General features: G+C 69.7%; 12 protein-coding genes and 1 riboswitch. Of the genes, 1 reads left to right on the top strand and 11 read right to left on the bottom strand.

Annotation, left to right across the window (positions count from 1 at the left end; translation table 11 throughout):
- Nucleotides 1–30: 30 nt before the first annotated feature.
- On the bottom strand, nucleotides 31–2,916 hold the full coding sequence (gene gcvP / locus ACFYZE_RS29495) for an aminomethyl-transferring glycine dehydrogenase (RefSeq protein ID WP_389000486.1): 2,886 nt from the start codon (nucleotides 2,914–2,916) through the stop codon (nucleotides 31–33).
- A gap of 177 nt (nucleotides 2,917–3,093) precedes the next feature.
- Nucleotides 3,094–3,189, bottom strand: a riboswitch (glycine riboswitch).
- A 126-nt stretch (nucleotides 3,190–3,315) separates the two neighbouring features.
- On the opposite strand from gcvP, the gene ACFYZE_RS29490 reads away from it, so the two are divergent.
- Nucleotides 3,316–3,687 carry a PRC-barrel domain-containing protein gene (locus ACFYZE_RS29490; protein WP_389000483.1) on the top strand — a complete coding sequence of 124 codons (372 nt, stop codon included), beginning with the start codon at nucleotides 3,316–3,318 and terminating at the stop codon, nucleotides 3,685–3,687.
- Between the two features lie 37 nt (nucleotides 3,688–3,724).
- Here the strand turns inward: ACFYZE_RS29490 and ACFYZE_RS29485 are convergent, their stop codons facing one another.
- The 10 genes from ACFYZE_RS29485 to ACFYZE_RS29440 all read right to left on the bottom strand — a co-directional run bounded on the left by ACFYZE_RS29485 (nucleotide 3,725) and on the right by ACFYZE_RS29440 (nucleotide 13,885).
- Complete coding sequence (locus ACFYZE_RS29485) at nucleotides 3,725–5,110, bottom strand: DNA polymerase IV (RefSeq protein WP_389000480.1); 1,386 nt, start codon at nucleotides 5,108–5,110, stop codon at nucleotides 3,725–3,727.
- A 54-nt stretch (nucleotides 5,111–5,164) separates the two neighbouring features.
- Nucleotides 5,165–5,800: a MerR family transcriptional regulator gene (locus tag ACFYZE_RS29480; protein ID WP_389000477.1), complete on the bottom strand. Its 636-nt coding sequence runs from the start codon at nucleotides 5,798–5,800 to the stop codon at nucleotides 5,165–5,167.
- A gap of 406 nt (nucleotides 5,801–6,206) precedes the next feature.
- On the bottom strand, nucleotides 6,207–6,680 hold the full coding sequence (locus ACFYZE_RS29475) for a bifunctional nuclease family protein (RefSeq protein ID WP_004002801.1): 474 nt from the start codon (nucleotides 6,678–6,680) through the stop codon (nucleotides 6,207–6,209).
- A gap of 83 nt (nucleotides 6,681–6,763) precedes the next feature.
- Nucleotides 6,764–7,519 carry a MerR family transcriptional regulator gene (locus ACFYZE_RS29470; protein ID WP_389000474.1) on the bottom strand — a complete coding sequence of 252 codons (756 nt, stop codon included), beginning with the start codon at nucleotides 7,517–7,519 and terminating at the stop codon, nucleotides 6,764–6,766.
- A 19-nt stretch (nucleotides 7,520–7,538) separates the two neighbouring features.
- A complete protein-coding gene (locus ACFYZE_RS29465; protein WP_389000471.1) occupies nucleotides 7,539–8,411 on the bottom strand; it encodes an FHA domain-containing protein in 873 nt (290 codons plus the stop codon).
- A gap of 61 nt (nucleotides 8,412–8,472) precedes the next feature.
- Nucleotides 8,473–9,327, bottom strand: coding sequence for a DUF881 domain-containing protein (locus ACFYZE_RS29460; protein WP_389000468.1), 855 nt, complete (start codon nucleotides 9,325–9,327; stop codon nucleotides 8,473–8,475).
- 5 nt (nucleotides 9,328–9,332) lie between these two features.
- On the bottom strand, nucleotides 9,333–9,665 hold the full coding sequence (locus ACFYZE_RS29455) for a small basic family protein (protein ID WP_019708255.1): 333 nt from the start codon (nucleotides 9,663–9,665) through the stop codon (nucleotides 9,333–9,335).
- Nucleotides 9,662–10,498, bottom strand: a complete 837-nt coding sequence (locus tag ACFYZE_RS29450) for a DUF881 domain-containing protein (RefSeq protein WP_389000465.1) — start codon at nucleotides 10,496–10,498, stop codon at nucleotides 9,662–9,664. The genes ACFYZE_RS29455 and ACFYZE_RS29450 overlap by 4 nt, the downstream gene beginning before the upstream one ends.
- Before the next feature lie 168 nt (nucleotides 10,499–10,666).
- Nucleotides 10,667–13,162 (bottom strand): sugar phosphate nucleotidyltransferase, encoded by a 2,496-nt coding sequence (locus ACFYZE_RS29445; RefSeq protein WP_389000462.1) that lies wholly within the window; start codon nucleotides 13,160–13,162, stop codon nucleotides 10,667–10,669.
- Between the two features lie 105 nt (nucleotides 13,163–13,267).
- Nucleotides 13,268–13,885 carry a CDP-alcohol phosphatidyltransferase family protein gene (locus tag ACFYZE_RS29440; protein WP_389000459.1) on the bottom strand — a complete coding sequence of 206 codons (618 nt, stop codon included), beginning with the start codon at nucleotides 13,883–13,885 and terminating at the stop codon, nucleotides 13,268–13,270.
- Nucleotides 13,886–14,104: the final 219 nt, after the last annotated feature.

The raw sequence follows: 14,104 nt of genomic DNA, 5'->3' as shown, positions 1-14,104 counted from the left end.
GCACCGGCCCCGACGCATGTCCGAGGGTGATCACTCCTCGTAGGCGTCCAGCGGCGGGCAGGAGCAGACCAGGTTCCGGTCGCCGAAGGCCTGGTCGATGCGGCGCACCGGCGGCCAGTACTTGTCCGCTGCCGAGACACCGGCCGGGAAGACGGCCTCCTCACGCGTGTAGGCGTGCTTCCACTCCCCGCCCAGCGCCGCCGCCGTGTGGGGCGCGTTGCTCAGCGGGTTGTCCTCCGCCGGCCACTCGCCCGAGCCGACCTTCTCGATCTCCGCGCGGATGGCGATCATCGCGTCGCAGAACCGGTCCAGCTCGGCGAGGTCCTCCGACTCCGTGGGCTCGATCATCAGCGTGCCGGCCACCGGGAACGACATCGTCGGCGCGTGGAAGCCGTAGTCGATGAGCCGCTTGGCCACGTCGTCCACGGTCACTCCGGTCGCCTTGGTCAGCGGCCGCAGGTCGATGATGCACTCGTGCGCGACCAGGCCGCCGGGGCCGGTGTAGAGGACCGGGTAGTGCGGCTCCAGACGCCTGGCGATGTAGTTGGCGGACAGCACGGCCACCTGCGTGGCGCGCTTGAGGCCCTCGCCGCCCATGAGCCGGACGTACGCCCAGGAGATCGGCAGAATGCCCGCGGAGCCCCAGGGGGCGGCCGAGATCGGGCCCACGCCCGTCTGCGGACCGGCCTCGGGCTGCATCGGGTGGTTCGGCAGATACGGCGCCAGGTGCTCGCGGACCGCCACCGGGCCGACACCCGGACCACCTCCGCCGTGCGGGATGCAGAACGTCTTGTGCAGGTTCAGGTGCGAGACGTCGCCGCCGAAGTGGCCCGGCTTGGCGAGGCCGACCAGCGCGTTGAGGTTGGCGCCGTCGACGTAGACCTGCCCGCCCGCCTCGTGCACCGCCGCGCAGATGTCGGCGACGTGCTCCTCGAACACGCCGTGCGTGGACGGGTACGTGATCATCAGCACCGACAGCTCGTCGCGGTACTGCTCGATCTTGGCCCGCAGGTCCTCGACGTCGATCTCGCCGTCCTCGGCGGTCTTCACCACGACGACCTTCATCCCGGCCATCACGGCGCTGGCGGCGTTGGTGCCGTGCGCGGAGGACGGGATGAGGCAGACGGTGCGCTGCTCGTCGCCGTTGGCGCGGTGGTAGCCGCGCACGGCCAGCAGACCCGCCAGCTCGCCCTGGGAGCCGGCGTTGGGCTGGAGGGAGACCTTGTCGTAGCCGGTGACCTCGGCGAGACGCTCCTCCAGCTCGTGGATGAGGGCGAGGTAGCCCTGGGCCTGCTCGGCGGGCGCGAACGGGTGCAGCTGACCGAACTCGGGCCAGGTGACCGGCTCCATCTCGGTGGTCGCGTTGAGCTTCATGGTGCAGGAGCCCAGCGGGATCATGCCGCGGTCGAGCGCGTAGTCACGATCGGCCAGCCTGCGCAGGTAGCGCAGCATCGCGGTCTCGGAGCGGTGCTGATGGAAGACCGGGTGGGCGAGGTAGTCGTCGCCGCGCAGCAGGGCCTGCGGGAGCGCGTCCTCGATGGTGGCGTCCAACGCGTCGATGTCGCCCCCGACGCCGAACGCGGTCCACACCGCGCGCAGCTGGGCCCGGCCGGTGGTCTCGTCGCAGGCGGCCGAGACGTGGTCGGCGTCGACGAGGCGCAGGTTGACGCCGCTCTCCCGGGCTGCGGCGACGACGTCGGCGGCCCGCCCCGGGACCCGGGCGGTGACCGTGTCGAAGTAGGTGCCGTGGACGACCTCGACCCCGCCGGCCGTCAGGCCCGCGGCGAGGACCGCGGCGTACCGGTGGGTGCGCCGCGCGATGTTCCGCAGCCCCTCGGGCCCGTGGTAGACGGCGTACATCCCGGCCATCACGGCGAGCAGCACCTGGGCGGTGCAGATGTTGCTGGTCGCCTTCTCGCGGCGGATGTGCTGTTCGCGCGTCTGCAGGGCGAGCCGGTAGGCCTTGTGGCCGTCGGCGTCCACGGAGACTCCCACGAGCCGGCCGGGCAGGCTGCGGGCGAACTTCTCCTGCACCGCCATGTAGCCCGCGTGCGGCCCGCCGAAGCCCATCGGGACGCCGAAGCGCTGGGTGGTCCCGACGGCGATGTCGGCGCCGAGCTCGCCGGGCGACTTCAGCAGGGTCAGCGCGAGCAGGTCGGCGGCGACGGTGACCAGGGCGCCCAGCTGGTGGGCCTGGTCGATGAGGGGCTTGATGTCGCGTACGGCGCCGGAGGCGCCCGGGTACTGGACCAGTACGCCGTTGATCTCCCGCTCGGCGACCTCGGCCGGGATGCCGGCGCTGAGGTCTGCGACGACGACCTCGACGCCGGTGGGCTCGGCGCGGGTCTGGATCACGGCGATGGTCTGCGGCAGCGCGTCCGCGTCGACCAGGAACAGGCCCTTCTTGTTCTTGCCCATGCGCCGGGACAGCGCCATGGCCTCGGCGGCGGCGGTGCCCTCGTCGAGCAGGGAGGCGCCGGAGGTCGGCAGGCCGGTGAGGTCGGCGACCATGGTCTGGAAGTTCAGCAGGGCCTCCAGCCGACCCTGGGAGATCTCCGGCTGGTAGGGCGTGTACGCGGTGTACCAGGCGGGGTTCTCCATCACGTTCCGCAGGATCACCGGGGGCGTGAAGGTCCCGTAGTAGCCGAGCCCGATCATGGAGTCCAGCACCTGGTTGCGGTCGGCGAGGGAGCGCAGCTCGGCCAGCACCTCGGCCTCGGTGCGCGCGCCCGGCAGGTCGAGCGCGTCGGCGTTCTTGATCACATCGGGTACCGCGGCGGCGGTGAGCTCGTCGAGCGAGCCGTAGCCGACGTGCGCGAGCATCTTGGCCCGCGCCTCCTGGTCGGGCCCGATGTGGCGGTGCTCGAACGGAGTGCCCTGTTCGAGCTCGGAGAGCGGGATGCGCTGGGCGGTCATTGCGGAGGCCTCCTGGTCTGACGCGACCTTCGAGGGGCACCACGGCGCGGGTACCCCGACGGCCTCCCCCTCTGTCATCTCGACCTGAGAGCTTCACCGGTCCGCCCGCAGGCTCGCCGGCTTTCACCGTCGGTGAGAGCGGAAGCCGTCGACACCCGCCCTGCTTTCCAGAGTGACCTCGTCCGTGCGGTACCTGGGCCTGAGAGATTCCGGGGAGGATTTGCTCCTTCGGCGCCTCCGGATCGCTCCGGAGGACTCTCCCGCACGGGGTCAACGGCCGCTTGCCAGACTACCAGCGAGAACGAGTCGGCAGCCTGCGCGGGAATCTTCAAGTGGCCGCCTTCCCGAATGTGCTCTTTCGTAGTGCTTACGGATGGGTTGCGACCAGTTGGAGGGACCGTGCAGACCGACATCGATCCGCGGAATCTGATCGGCCGCAAGGCGTTCGACCGCAATGGCCACAAGATCGGCACGATCGACGAGGTGTACCTCGACGACGCCACGGGTGTACCGGAGTGGGCGGCCATACGGACCGGCCTGTTCGGCAGGGACGCGTTCGTCCCCCTGGAGCCCAGCGAGCTGGTCGAGGGTGCGCTGTACGTCCCCTTCGAGCGCGCCCTGATCAAGGAGGCCCCCGACTTCGGCGTCGGCCGCCACCTGTCACCCGAACAGGAACTGCAGCTCTACCACCACTACGGCCTGGACGTCTCGGCACCTCCGCCGCCACCGGACCGTGACTTCGGCCGTTTGGCGGGGTCGGACGAGACGTGACGGGTCGAGGGCGGACGTCCGGGCCTGCTCACCGCTGTCAGGTGCCCGTGCCCGCGGGGGCCGGGCGCCCCGCGATCCCGGGGACGTCGGGCACCAGGGGCAGCGGGTCCGCAGGCTCCAACTGAGGGTCGTCGACGCTGAACGTGCGGACCCGGCCCGGCTCCGACTGCGGTGTCTCGAACCGTACGGTCACCCTCCCCAGCCCGCTGCCCTGCACCCATCCCGGCCCGTACTCGGCATGACGGACGTCGTGCCCCGCCAGCCAGACCCGCTCCGGTGACGCCGCCGGCTCTTCGGCGAGGGGCTCCTCCGCCTCCGGTCGCTCGTCCGTCGTGGCCTCCCCCGCCGCCAGGTGGGCCTGGGCGAACAGGTCCTCCTGTGTGTAGTCGGCAAGTCCGCTGACGCCCACCCCCAGCAGCCGTACCCCGCCGGTCGTGTCCACGGGCTCCAGCAGCCGCGCCGCCGCCTCGCGCACCACCGCGGGATCGTCCGTGGGCCCCCTCAGGGTCTCGGACCGGGTCAGGGTGGAGAAGTCGTATCTCCGCACCTTCAGCACGATGGTCCGCCCCGACAATCCGGCGTCCCGGAGCCTGCGCACACACCGGTCCGCCAGCCGCTGAACCTCCAGGCCGATCCGCAGCCGGTCGTGGATGTCGACGTCGTACGTGTCCTCGACGGACACCGACTTGGCCTCCCGCTCGGCGACCACCGGCCGCTCGTCGTGCGCCAGCGCCATCGCGTACAGAGCCTGCCCGTGCGCCTTGCCGAGCAGCCGTACGAGCTCGTCCTCGCCCGCCTCGGCGATCTCGTCGATCGTGGTGATCCCGGCCCGCCGCAGGTGGTCACCGGTCGCCGGGCCGACCCCCGGCAGGGTGCGCACCGGCATCGGGCCGAGCAGCGCGCGCTCGGTACCCGGCCGTATCAGCACCAGACCGTCCGGCTTGGCCTGCTCCGAGGCGATCTTGGCGAGCATCTTGGAGGCGGCGAGCCCCACGGAACCCGTCAGCCCGGTGACGGCCCGGATGTCCGCACGCAGCTGCACGCCTGTCAGCCGCGCCGACTCCTCGTCCCAGGCCGCTTCCCCGGCCTCCAGGTCCACGAACGCCTCGTCCAGGCTCAACGGCTCAACCAGCGGAGACAGGCCACGCAGCAGGGACATCACCTGCTCGCTGATCCTGCGGTAGATCCCGAAGCGCGGCACCAGGTACGCGGCGTTGGGCGCGAGCCGGCGTGCCTGGGCCATGGGCATCGCCGAGTGCACCCCCAAGACCCGCGCCTCGTAGGACGCCGTGGCCACCACTCCGCGCGGCCCCAGCCCGCCCACGATCACGGCCTTCCCGCGCAGGCTCGGCTTGGCCGCCTGCTCCACCGAGGCGTAGAAGGCATCCATGTCGAGGTGCAGGATGGTCGGCGCGGTTCTCACATCTCCGATGCTGCCCTACGCCACTGACAATGCGGCTCTGCCGCGGCCTGCCTCTCAGACGGCCCGGTTGCGCCGCCGCGCCAGCTCGTCCGCCGGGTTGTGGCCCACGATGGTCTCACCCGTGTCGACACGTTCGCCGTGCAACTGCGACAGCGCGTTCTCCACGTCCCGCCACACGACCCCCACGGCGATGCCGAAGATGCCCTGCCCGCCCTGGAGCAGGGCGTGGACCTCGTCCGGGGACGTGCACTCGTAGACCGTCGCGCCGTCGCTCATCAGCGTCATCCGCTCCAGGTCGCGAAAACCTCGCTCCCTGAGGTGCTGGACCGCGGTACGGATGTTCTGCAGGGACACTCCGGTGTCGAGGAAACGCTTGACGATCTTCAGGACGACGACGTCGCGGAAGCTGTACAGCCGCTGTGTCCCCGACCCGTAGGCGGGGCGCACGCTGGGTTCGACCAGACCGGTCCTGGCCCAGTAGTCCAGCTGCCGGTAGGTGATGCCCGCGGCGGCGCACGCCGTGGGGCCGCGATAGCCGATGTCCTCGGAAGCCGCCCCTCCGCCGCCCGGCACGGGCGTCGGCCGCTGAGGGGCGGAGCCGGTCGCGTTGCCGTGAAGCCGGTACGGACCGCTCTCCCCCAGACTGTGTCCAGGGGCACCCCCAGCCGTACCGCCGCCGCTGCTTCTCACGCCGACCTCCGTCCTTGACCTGCCTTCTCGACGGTAGGCAGTCACCACGGGTGCGTCAACGATCGCCACACTCGGCACGCCGAGTGATAATCACCCTAGGAGTGGTTTCCCGTGCCCTCCCGCGGGGAAAGGCTAGCCGAATGCTCCCCGCGGGCCCTCGAGGGCCGCGGCCCGGCCGCCTGCCCCTCTGCCACACCGCCCGACGGCCGCCCACGGCGGCGGGAGCTGTCCGGCCCCGGGACACGGCCCCGCGTTCCGGGCCATCCCCTTCAACGCAGTGCGCAAGCCCACACCGAGGCCGGCGCGCTCGGGCCCGTGCCCATACCCGGTAAAGGGACGCCGCAGACACACGACGGGCAAGCCGCGGGCGCCGCGTCGCCCGTCGGCCCAACCCTCGCGGGGACCCTCACTGGCTGCTGGTGCCGAAGTCCTCCGGTGAGATCTGGTCGAGGAACTCGCGGAACTTCTCGACCTCGTCCTCCTGCTCGTCCGGGATGGCGATCCCCGCGTCGTCCAGCACCCCGTCACTGCCGTAGATCGGCGTGCCGGTGCGCAGCGCGAGAGCTATGGCGTCGGACGGGCGGGCGCTCACCTCGACGCCGCTGGCGAATACCAGCTCCGCGTAGAAGACGCCTTCACGCAGATCCGTGATGCGCACTTCCGTGAGCTCCTGCCCGACGGCCTCCAGCACGTCCTTGAACAGGTCGTGCGTCAGAGGTCGCGCGGGGGCCATGCCCTGCTGGGCGAACGCGATGGCCGTCGCCTCCCCGGGGCCGATCCAGATGGGGAGGTAGCGGTCGCCCCCCACTTCACGCAGGAGCACGATCGGCTGGTTGGAGGGCATCTCGACCCGGACACCTACGACATCGAGCTCGTTCACACAGCAACCCTAGGCCGTGCTCGGGATGTTTGGGTAGTCGGGCACAGAACGCCTGGCCGATCCGCCCACGGCGAACGCCCGGATCAGGGCAGCCGCACGCCCAGCGCGGACTGCACCAGCGCCGCGTGCAGTTTCACCGCGAGCCCCGCGAGCTCCTTCGTACGGGCCTCGGCGTGCGCCCTGGTCTGTGGATTGCGGTGGCGGCGCAGCGGGGCCACCACCTGGTCCACCAAGCCGGCCTCGCGGTCCGCGGCGGCCTTCACCGCGCGCAGATGGCGTGGCTCGATGCCGTGCCGGCCCAGTTCCACCACGAGAGTGGCCACGGTGATCGCCTCGGCGTCGTACGTGCCGTCCGGCAGCGGTGTGAGCAGCCCGTACGACTCCCACTCCTGAAGCTGCTCGGCACGGATCCCGGCGGCCGTCAGCAGCTCCTCGCGGCCGATCCGGGCGGGCGTGGGGCTCTCCGGCTCGCCCAGGAGGTCTCCCAGCAGCTCGCCCTCGCCGGTCTCCCCGGGTCGGCTCAGGGACGGCAGGCGCACCTCCTCGCCCCGTTCCAGGGCGTCCAGGTGCTCGCGGATCACCTTCAGCGGCAGATAGTGGTCCCGCTGCATCCTCAGCACCTGGCCGAGCCGCTCGACGTCACGCGCACTGAACTTGCGGTACCCCGAAGGGGTCCGCTGCGGCTCGATGAGCCCCTCCGACTCCAGGAAACGGATCTTGGAAATGGTGACTTCGGGGAACTCCTCGCGCAGCACGTTCAGCACCGTGCCGATGCTCATCAGCCGGCCGTCCGCCGCGGCGGTGCCGCTGTCGGCACCGCCGCTCGGTGTGTGAAGCATGGACCCTTCCCCGTGCGGGTCAGATGCCCCGCTGGCTCGCGTAGAAGACCAGCCTGTACTTGCCGATCTGCACCTCGTCGCCGTTGTGGAGCGCCACCTGGTCGATGCGCTCCCGGTTGACGTACGTGCCGTTGAGGCTGCCGACGTCGGCGACCGTGAACATGCCGTCGGGGCCCCGGCGGAACTCGACGTGGCGGCGCGAGACCGTCACGTCGTCCAGGAAGATGTCGCTCTGCGGATGGCGCCCCGCCGTGGTCAGGTCGCTGTCCAGCAGGAAGCGACTGCCCGAGTTCGGGCCCCGGCGCACCACCAGGAGCGCCGAGCCGAACGGCAGCGCCTCCACGGCCGCCTGCGCCTCGGGAGACAGCGTCGGCACGGGCGTCTGACCGGTGGCCTCCGCGTCGTAGGCCTCCAAACCCGAGATGGAGATCGTGGACGTCGTCTCCGACGCACGCTCCGGAACCGCCCCGGCCCGCAGCGGCGCACCGCAGTTGGAGCAGAAGCGGCTGTTCTCCGCGTTGCGGTGACCGCACCGCGTGCACACCAGGGCCGACATGTCCCCGAAACCTATGCCGCCGGACGCGGCAGGGTCAACAGACGGCGCGCCCTGACCTCCGGAAATGTGACCGCCCGGACCACTGACCTGATCGCGGAACAGCGGCCGCTGGCCCTCCGCGTCTCCCGGCTGTGCACGATGGCGGGCAGTCGCGTTGTCGCTGCCCTCTCGCGCGCTCTTGCCGAACAACTTCGCAAACAACTTCACGGGCGATTCCCCTTGACCGAAACAGACCCGCCCGTGGGGCAGGACGAACCCTGACTGCATACACCGGCCGACCCGGACATCCTCACAACGTCCGTTTCCACCAGACAGTTTCCACCACGCACCACCCAATCGGTGCGCCGACCCCCCGCAACCTCATGCCCCTGCCGGACTGCTGTCATGCACCCCCGGTTCACTGGGAGGACGACCGAGCGTAGTCAGGCCGCTTCACCGCTCGCAAGGCGTCCACGACGATCTTCGTGGAACGCTCCACGGTGACCGTGGCCTGCTCCTTCTCAAGAGTCTGCACCACACCTCCTGGGATGTTGAGCGCCGGCTCGAGGTCCTGCGGTTTGCCGATGACCTTGAAACGGTAGGGCTGGGTGATCTTGTTCCCGTCGACGCCGACATCTTTCCCGGCGTCCGACAGATAGGTGCCGGCGACGACCCGTACGCCGTTGACCTCTATCGCCTCCGCCCCGGCCGCGCGCAGCTCCTGGATCGCGTCGAGCAGCATGTCCGCCTGGACCGTCCCCTTCGAATCCTGGACCGTCATCGTGATCCCGGGCCCTTCGGCGGCCACCGTGCCCGCAAGGATGCCGAGTTGCTTCTCCTTCTCGGCGGTCTGCTTGCGGGCCTCCTCGGCCCGGTTCGAGCTGTTCTCCAACTCGGCCCGCTGATCCTCGAGACCCTGCTTCTCGTCCTGAAGACGCTGCGTACGGTCGTCGAGTTCATCGAGGATGCGCACAAGATCCTCTTGACGCGCGCCGCGCAGGGCACTGCTGCCGTCGCTGTTGGAGGCGACCTGGATGGCCAGCCCGAAGCCCAGGCCGAACAGCAGGACGGCCACGATGAGTTGGGCGCGGGTGACGCGCGGCGGCCACAGTCCCTGCACCAGGCGCTGACGGCCGGTCAGTCCGGTGGCCTGCTCGTCGTCCGTCGTCCCCGACGTCTCGGGCGCCGCGGCCGGAACCTCCTCGGGCAGCTCCCTGCGCAGCCGGTGCTCGGAGGTCTGCGGCTGCTCGGTCTTCTCGTCCTCGTTGCTCATCGGCCTCACGCCCGGAACACGTGCCGGCGGATCGCCGCCGCATTGGAGAAGATGCGGATGCCGAGGACGACCACCACACCGGTGGACAGCTGCGCGCCGACACCCAACTTGTCGCCCAGGAACACGATCAGTGCCGCCACCACCACATTGGACAGGAACGACACCACGAAGACCTTGTCGTCGAAGATGCCGTCGAGCATGGCCCGCAGGCCACCGAACACGGCGTCGAGCGCCGCCACGACGGCGATCGGAAGGTAAGGCTCGACGACCGCCGGGACCTCGGGCCGGACCAACAGGCCGACCACCACTCCGACGACGAGGCCCAGTACCGCGATCACGATGTGCCCTTCTCTGTACTCGGTTGTGCTGTTCGTACGATCACACTGGGTGCGGCGGGCAGCCGGAGGTCACCCTCGGTGGAGATGCCCGTCCGGATCCCGTAGTTCTCCTGGAGCGCGTGCAGGTAGAGCCCGTCGGCGCTGTTCTGGAACCGCGTGCTGAGCCTGCCCCCGTCCCCCACCGCAAGCACCGTGTACGGCGGTACCAGCGGCCTGTTGTCCACCAGTATCGCGTCACCCGCGGCCCTGATCGCCGACAGGGCGGTCAGCCGCTGCCCGTTGATCGCGATCGCCTCGGCACCCGACTCCCACAGCCCGTTGACGACGCGCTGCATGTCCCGGTCGCGTACGCGCCCCGTGTCGGAGAAACCCGAGGTCTCACGCGGGTTGCCGCCGCCACCCGTGGTGGCTTCCTTGGCGTCGTCGACGACGAGCTTCACCCCAGGACCGCGCACCGCGACGGCGCCCGAGAGGATCCCCACCAGGTCGGCCGGGGAGCCGCCCCCGTCCTGCCGCAACGCCGCGCGCTGCCGTGCGCTCACGTCGTCGCGCAGCTTGTCGACCGTGCCCTCGAGCTTGTCCGCGGCGGCGGTCTCGCGCTGGATGCGGTCGATGAGTTCCTGACGCTCCTTGGCGACCGTGGGCGCGGCGATCCGCGCCTGCGCGGCGCCCACGGTCACCACCAGAGCGGCGAGCACGAGGCCTGCCGCGAGACCGAGCTTGGCCCGCACCGTCCTGGGCATGCCCGCAGCGCCCTCGGACCTCTTCCGGGCGGCGGCCTCGGCGTATCCGTCGTCGAGGCTGTGATCCATGACGTTGGTGAGCAACGACATGGAGGCATCCGGGCGCGAGGGGCGCGTCGGTGTGCTCCGAACGGGGGGCGGCTGCGGCATGCCGCACATCGTCGCACGTCGCGCGCGCTACCTCCGAATGGCCCCACCCGCGTGCCGGACAGGCCCCTTTGGGGGACGCGTTTCCGGCACGCGGGCGCGGCCCGTGTTCTACCGTCCGGCGCTGTCCACGACGGTCGACCACTCGTCCAGCAGGGCCTGCGCGGAGGCGTCGTCCGGCCCTTCCGCCCACAGGTGGGTGACGGCCTCGGCCGGGTCGGGCAGCACCAGTACCCAGCGACCGTCGGTCTCCACGACCCTTACGCCGTCGGTCGTGTCCACGAACCGGTCCCCTGCGGCCTCCACGACCCGGCGCATCACGAGTCCCTTGACAGCCCACGGAGTCGCCAGATCGCGCTTGAGGACGTGCGCCCGCGGAATCCGCGCGTCGATCTGGCTGAGGGTGAGCTGGGTCCGCGCCACCAGCCCGATCAGCCGTACGAACGCCGCCGTACCGTCGAAGACGCTGCTGAACTCCGGCACGATGAACCCGCCACGGCCGTCGCCGCCGAAGATCGTCGACTCGTCGCGGCCCACGCGGGTGAGGTCGTCGGGCGATGTGGTCGTCCACTCGACCTGCGTCCCGTGGTACGCCGCCACCTGCTCGGCGATCCTCGTCGTCGTCACCGGCAGCGCCACCCGCCCGCTGCGCCGCTCGGCGGCCACGAGATCGAGCATCACCAGCAGCGCCCGGTCGTCCTCGACGATGCGCCCCTTCTCGTCGACGAGCGACAGCCGCTCACCGACGGGGTCGAACCTGACGCCGAACGCGGCCCCCGACGAGGCGACGATCTCGCCGAGCCGCACCAGCCCCGCCCGCCGTGCTTCCGCGGACTCGGTCGGCCGGGACTCGTCCAGTCCGGGGTTGATCGTCAGGGAGTCCACGCCGAGCTTGCCGAGCAGACTGGGGAGAACCAGTCCCGCACTGCCGTTCGAGGCATCCACGACGACCTTGAGGCCCGACTCGGCGATCCCCGTGGTGTCGACGCTCCGCAGCAGCGAACCGGTGTACGAGTCGAAGACGCTGGACGGGAAGTACAGGTCCCCGATCTCACCCGGGAAGGCCCGCCGGTACTCCTGCCGCGCGAACACCCGGTCCAGCTTGCGCTGACCGGCCTGGGACAGGTCGGCGCCCTGCCCGTCGAAGAACATGATGTCGACGGAGTCCGGTACACCGGGCGATGTCCGGATCATGATGCCGCCGGCGCTGCCTCGCGCGGTCTGCTGCCGCGCCACGGGCAGCGGTACGTTCTCCAGGTCCCGTACGTCGATGGCGCTGGCCTGGAGCGCGGAGATGACCGCTCGCTTCAGCGCACGCGCACCACGGGAGTGGTCACGTGCCGTGGTGACCGTCGAGCCCTTCTTGAGGGTGGTGGCATACGCGCCGGCCAGCCGTACGGCCAGCTCCGGTGTGATCTCCACGTTCAGAATGCCGGACACACCACGGGCACCGAAGAGGTGTGCCTGTCCGCGGGACTCCCAGATGACCGAGGTGTTGACGAAGGCACCGGCCTCGATGGTCTTGAACGGGTACACCCGTACGTTGCCCTGGACGATGGATTCCTCGCCGATGAGGCACTCATCGCCGATCACCGCGCCGTCCTCGATCCGGGCCGCGCGCATGATGTCGGTGTTCTTGCCGACCACACACCCACGCAGATTGCTGTGCTGGCCGATGTACACGTTGTCGTGGACGACGGCCTTGTGCAGAAACGCCCCGCTCTTCACGACCACGTTCGAGCCGACGACGGTGTGTTCCCGTATTTCGGCGCCGGCCTCCACCTTGGCGTAGTCACCGATGTACAGCGGCCCCCGCAGCACGGCGTCGGGGTGTACTTCCGCGCCCTCCGCGACCCAGACGCCCGGGGAGATCTCGAAGCCGTCGATATCGACGTCGACCTTGCCCTCCAGGACGTCGGCCTGGGCCTTCACATAGCTCTCGTGGGTGCCGACATCCTCCCAGTAGCCCTCGGCGACATAGCCGTAGATCGGCTTGCCCTCCTTCATCAGCTGCGGGAAGACATCGCCGGACCAGTCGACCGGAACGTCGGGTTCGACGTACTCGAAGACCTCGGGCTCCATCACGTAGATGCCCGTGTTCACGGTGTCGGAGAAGACCTGGCCCCAGGTCGGCTTCTCCAGGAAGCGCTCGACCTTTCCCTCGTCGTCGACGATGGTGATGCCGAATTCCAGCGGGTTGGGCACACGCGTCAGACAGACGGTGACCAGGGCGCCCTTTTCCTTGTGGAAATTGATCAGATCGGTGAGGTCGAAGTCGGTCAGGGCATCGCCGGAGATCACGAGGAACGCGTCGTCCTTGAGTGCTTCCTCGGCGTTCTTGACGCTCCCGGCGGTACCGAGTGGCTTCTCCTCGTTGGCATATGTGAGCTCCATACCGAGCTCTTCGCCGTCACCGAAGTAGTTCTTGACGAGTGAGGCCAGGAACTGCACGGTTACGACGGTCTCGTTGAGCCCATGCCTTTTGAGCAGCCGCAGCACGTGCTCCATGATCGGCCGGTTGGCCACCGGCAGGAGCGGCTTGGGCATGCTCGAGGTCATGGGGCGAAGGCGCGTGCCCTCGCCTCCGGCCATCACGACGGCCTTCATGTCGGAAGCGTCCTCCTCCAAGAGACGACGGTCCAGCCGACTTCACCCGTCTAGATTGTCCCGCAGTTTCCCTGGGCGGGCCATCGAGCCGCGCGCGGCGGGCAATCAGTGGGCTGAATCGGCCACAGCGTCCGCCCTGACAAGTCGGCGGACTTGGACCACGTAGAGGACTCCTGCCCACCAATAGAGCGTTGTACCCCATCCGGCGAACGCCCATCCGAAAATAGCAGCGAGTGACGCGATCCAACCAGTTCCGTCACTGAGGAGCAGCAGCGGGAAGGCGTACATCAGGTTGAAGGTGGCGGCCTTCCCGAGGAAGTTCACCTGAGGCGGCGGATAGCCGTGACGCCTGAGGATGCCCACCATCACCAGCAGAACCAGCTCTCGCGCCACCAGCACCCCGGTCAGCCAAAGAGGCAGAATGCCGCGCCAGGTGAGACCGAGCAGGGTCGAGGCGATGTAGAGCCGGTCGGCGGCGGGGTCGAGGAGCCGGCCGAGGCTGCTGATCTGGTTCCAGCGGCGGGCGAGCTTGCCGTCGAGATAGTCGCTGACACCACTCAGCACCAGCACCAGCAGCGCCCAGCCGTCGCTCTTCGGCCCGCCGAACTCGGGCCTGAGGATCAGCCACAGGAAGACGGGCACGCCGACCAGCCGCGCCATGCTGAGGATGTTCGGGATGGTGAGGACGCGGTCCGTCTGGACACTGGTCTCCTGGACCTCCACCCGGGGGCCTCCTGCGGGAACGAACCAACGATGCTCCCTGACCTTACCCGGCGGTTTCACGCCGGGATACGGAGGGGTTCGCTTGCGCCCCCCGACTCCGAGCCTGGAACGCAGAAACCCCCGTGCTGAATAGCACGGGGGTTTTCTCACAAATTGTTCGGCGGTGTCCTACTCTCCCACAGGGTCCCCCCTGCAGTACCATCGGCGCTGTAAGGCTTA

It is taken from the genome of Streptomyces sp. NPDC001796, assembly GCF_042892355.1.
Lineage (GTDB): Bacteria > Actinomycetota > Actinomycetes > Streptomycetales > Streptomycetaceae > Streptomyces.
The sequence above is the reverse complement of the archived record's forward strand: the minus strand, read 5'-3'. Positions and strand labels throughout refer to the sequence as shown.

What these genes read in the sequence shown, in the direction of transcription:
- gcvP (WP_389000486.1), bottom strand. Translation starts at nt 2,916, where the DNA reads ATGACCGCCCAGCGCATCCCGCTCTCCGAGCTCGAACAGGGCACTCCG.
- ACFYZE_RS29470 (WP_389000474.1), bottom strand. Translation starts at nt 7,519, where the DNA reads ATGCTTCACACACCGAGCGGCGGTGCCGACAGCGGCACCGCCGCGGCG.
- ACFYZE_RS29460 (WP_389000468.1), bottom strand. Translation starts at nt 9,327, where the DNA reads ATGAGCAACGAGGACGAGAAGACCGAGCAGCCGCAGACCTCCGAGCAC.
- ACFYZE_RS29450 (WP_389000465.1), bottom strand. Translation starts at nt 10,498, where the DNA reads ATGTCGTTGCTCACCAACGTCATGGATCACAGCCTCGACGACGGATAC.
- ACFYZE_RS29445 (WP_389000462.1), bottom strand. Translation starts at nt 13,162, where the DNA reads ATGAAGGCCGTCGTGATGGCCGGAGGCGAGGGCACGCGCCTTCGCCCC.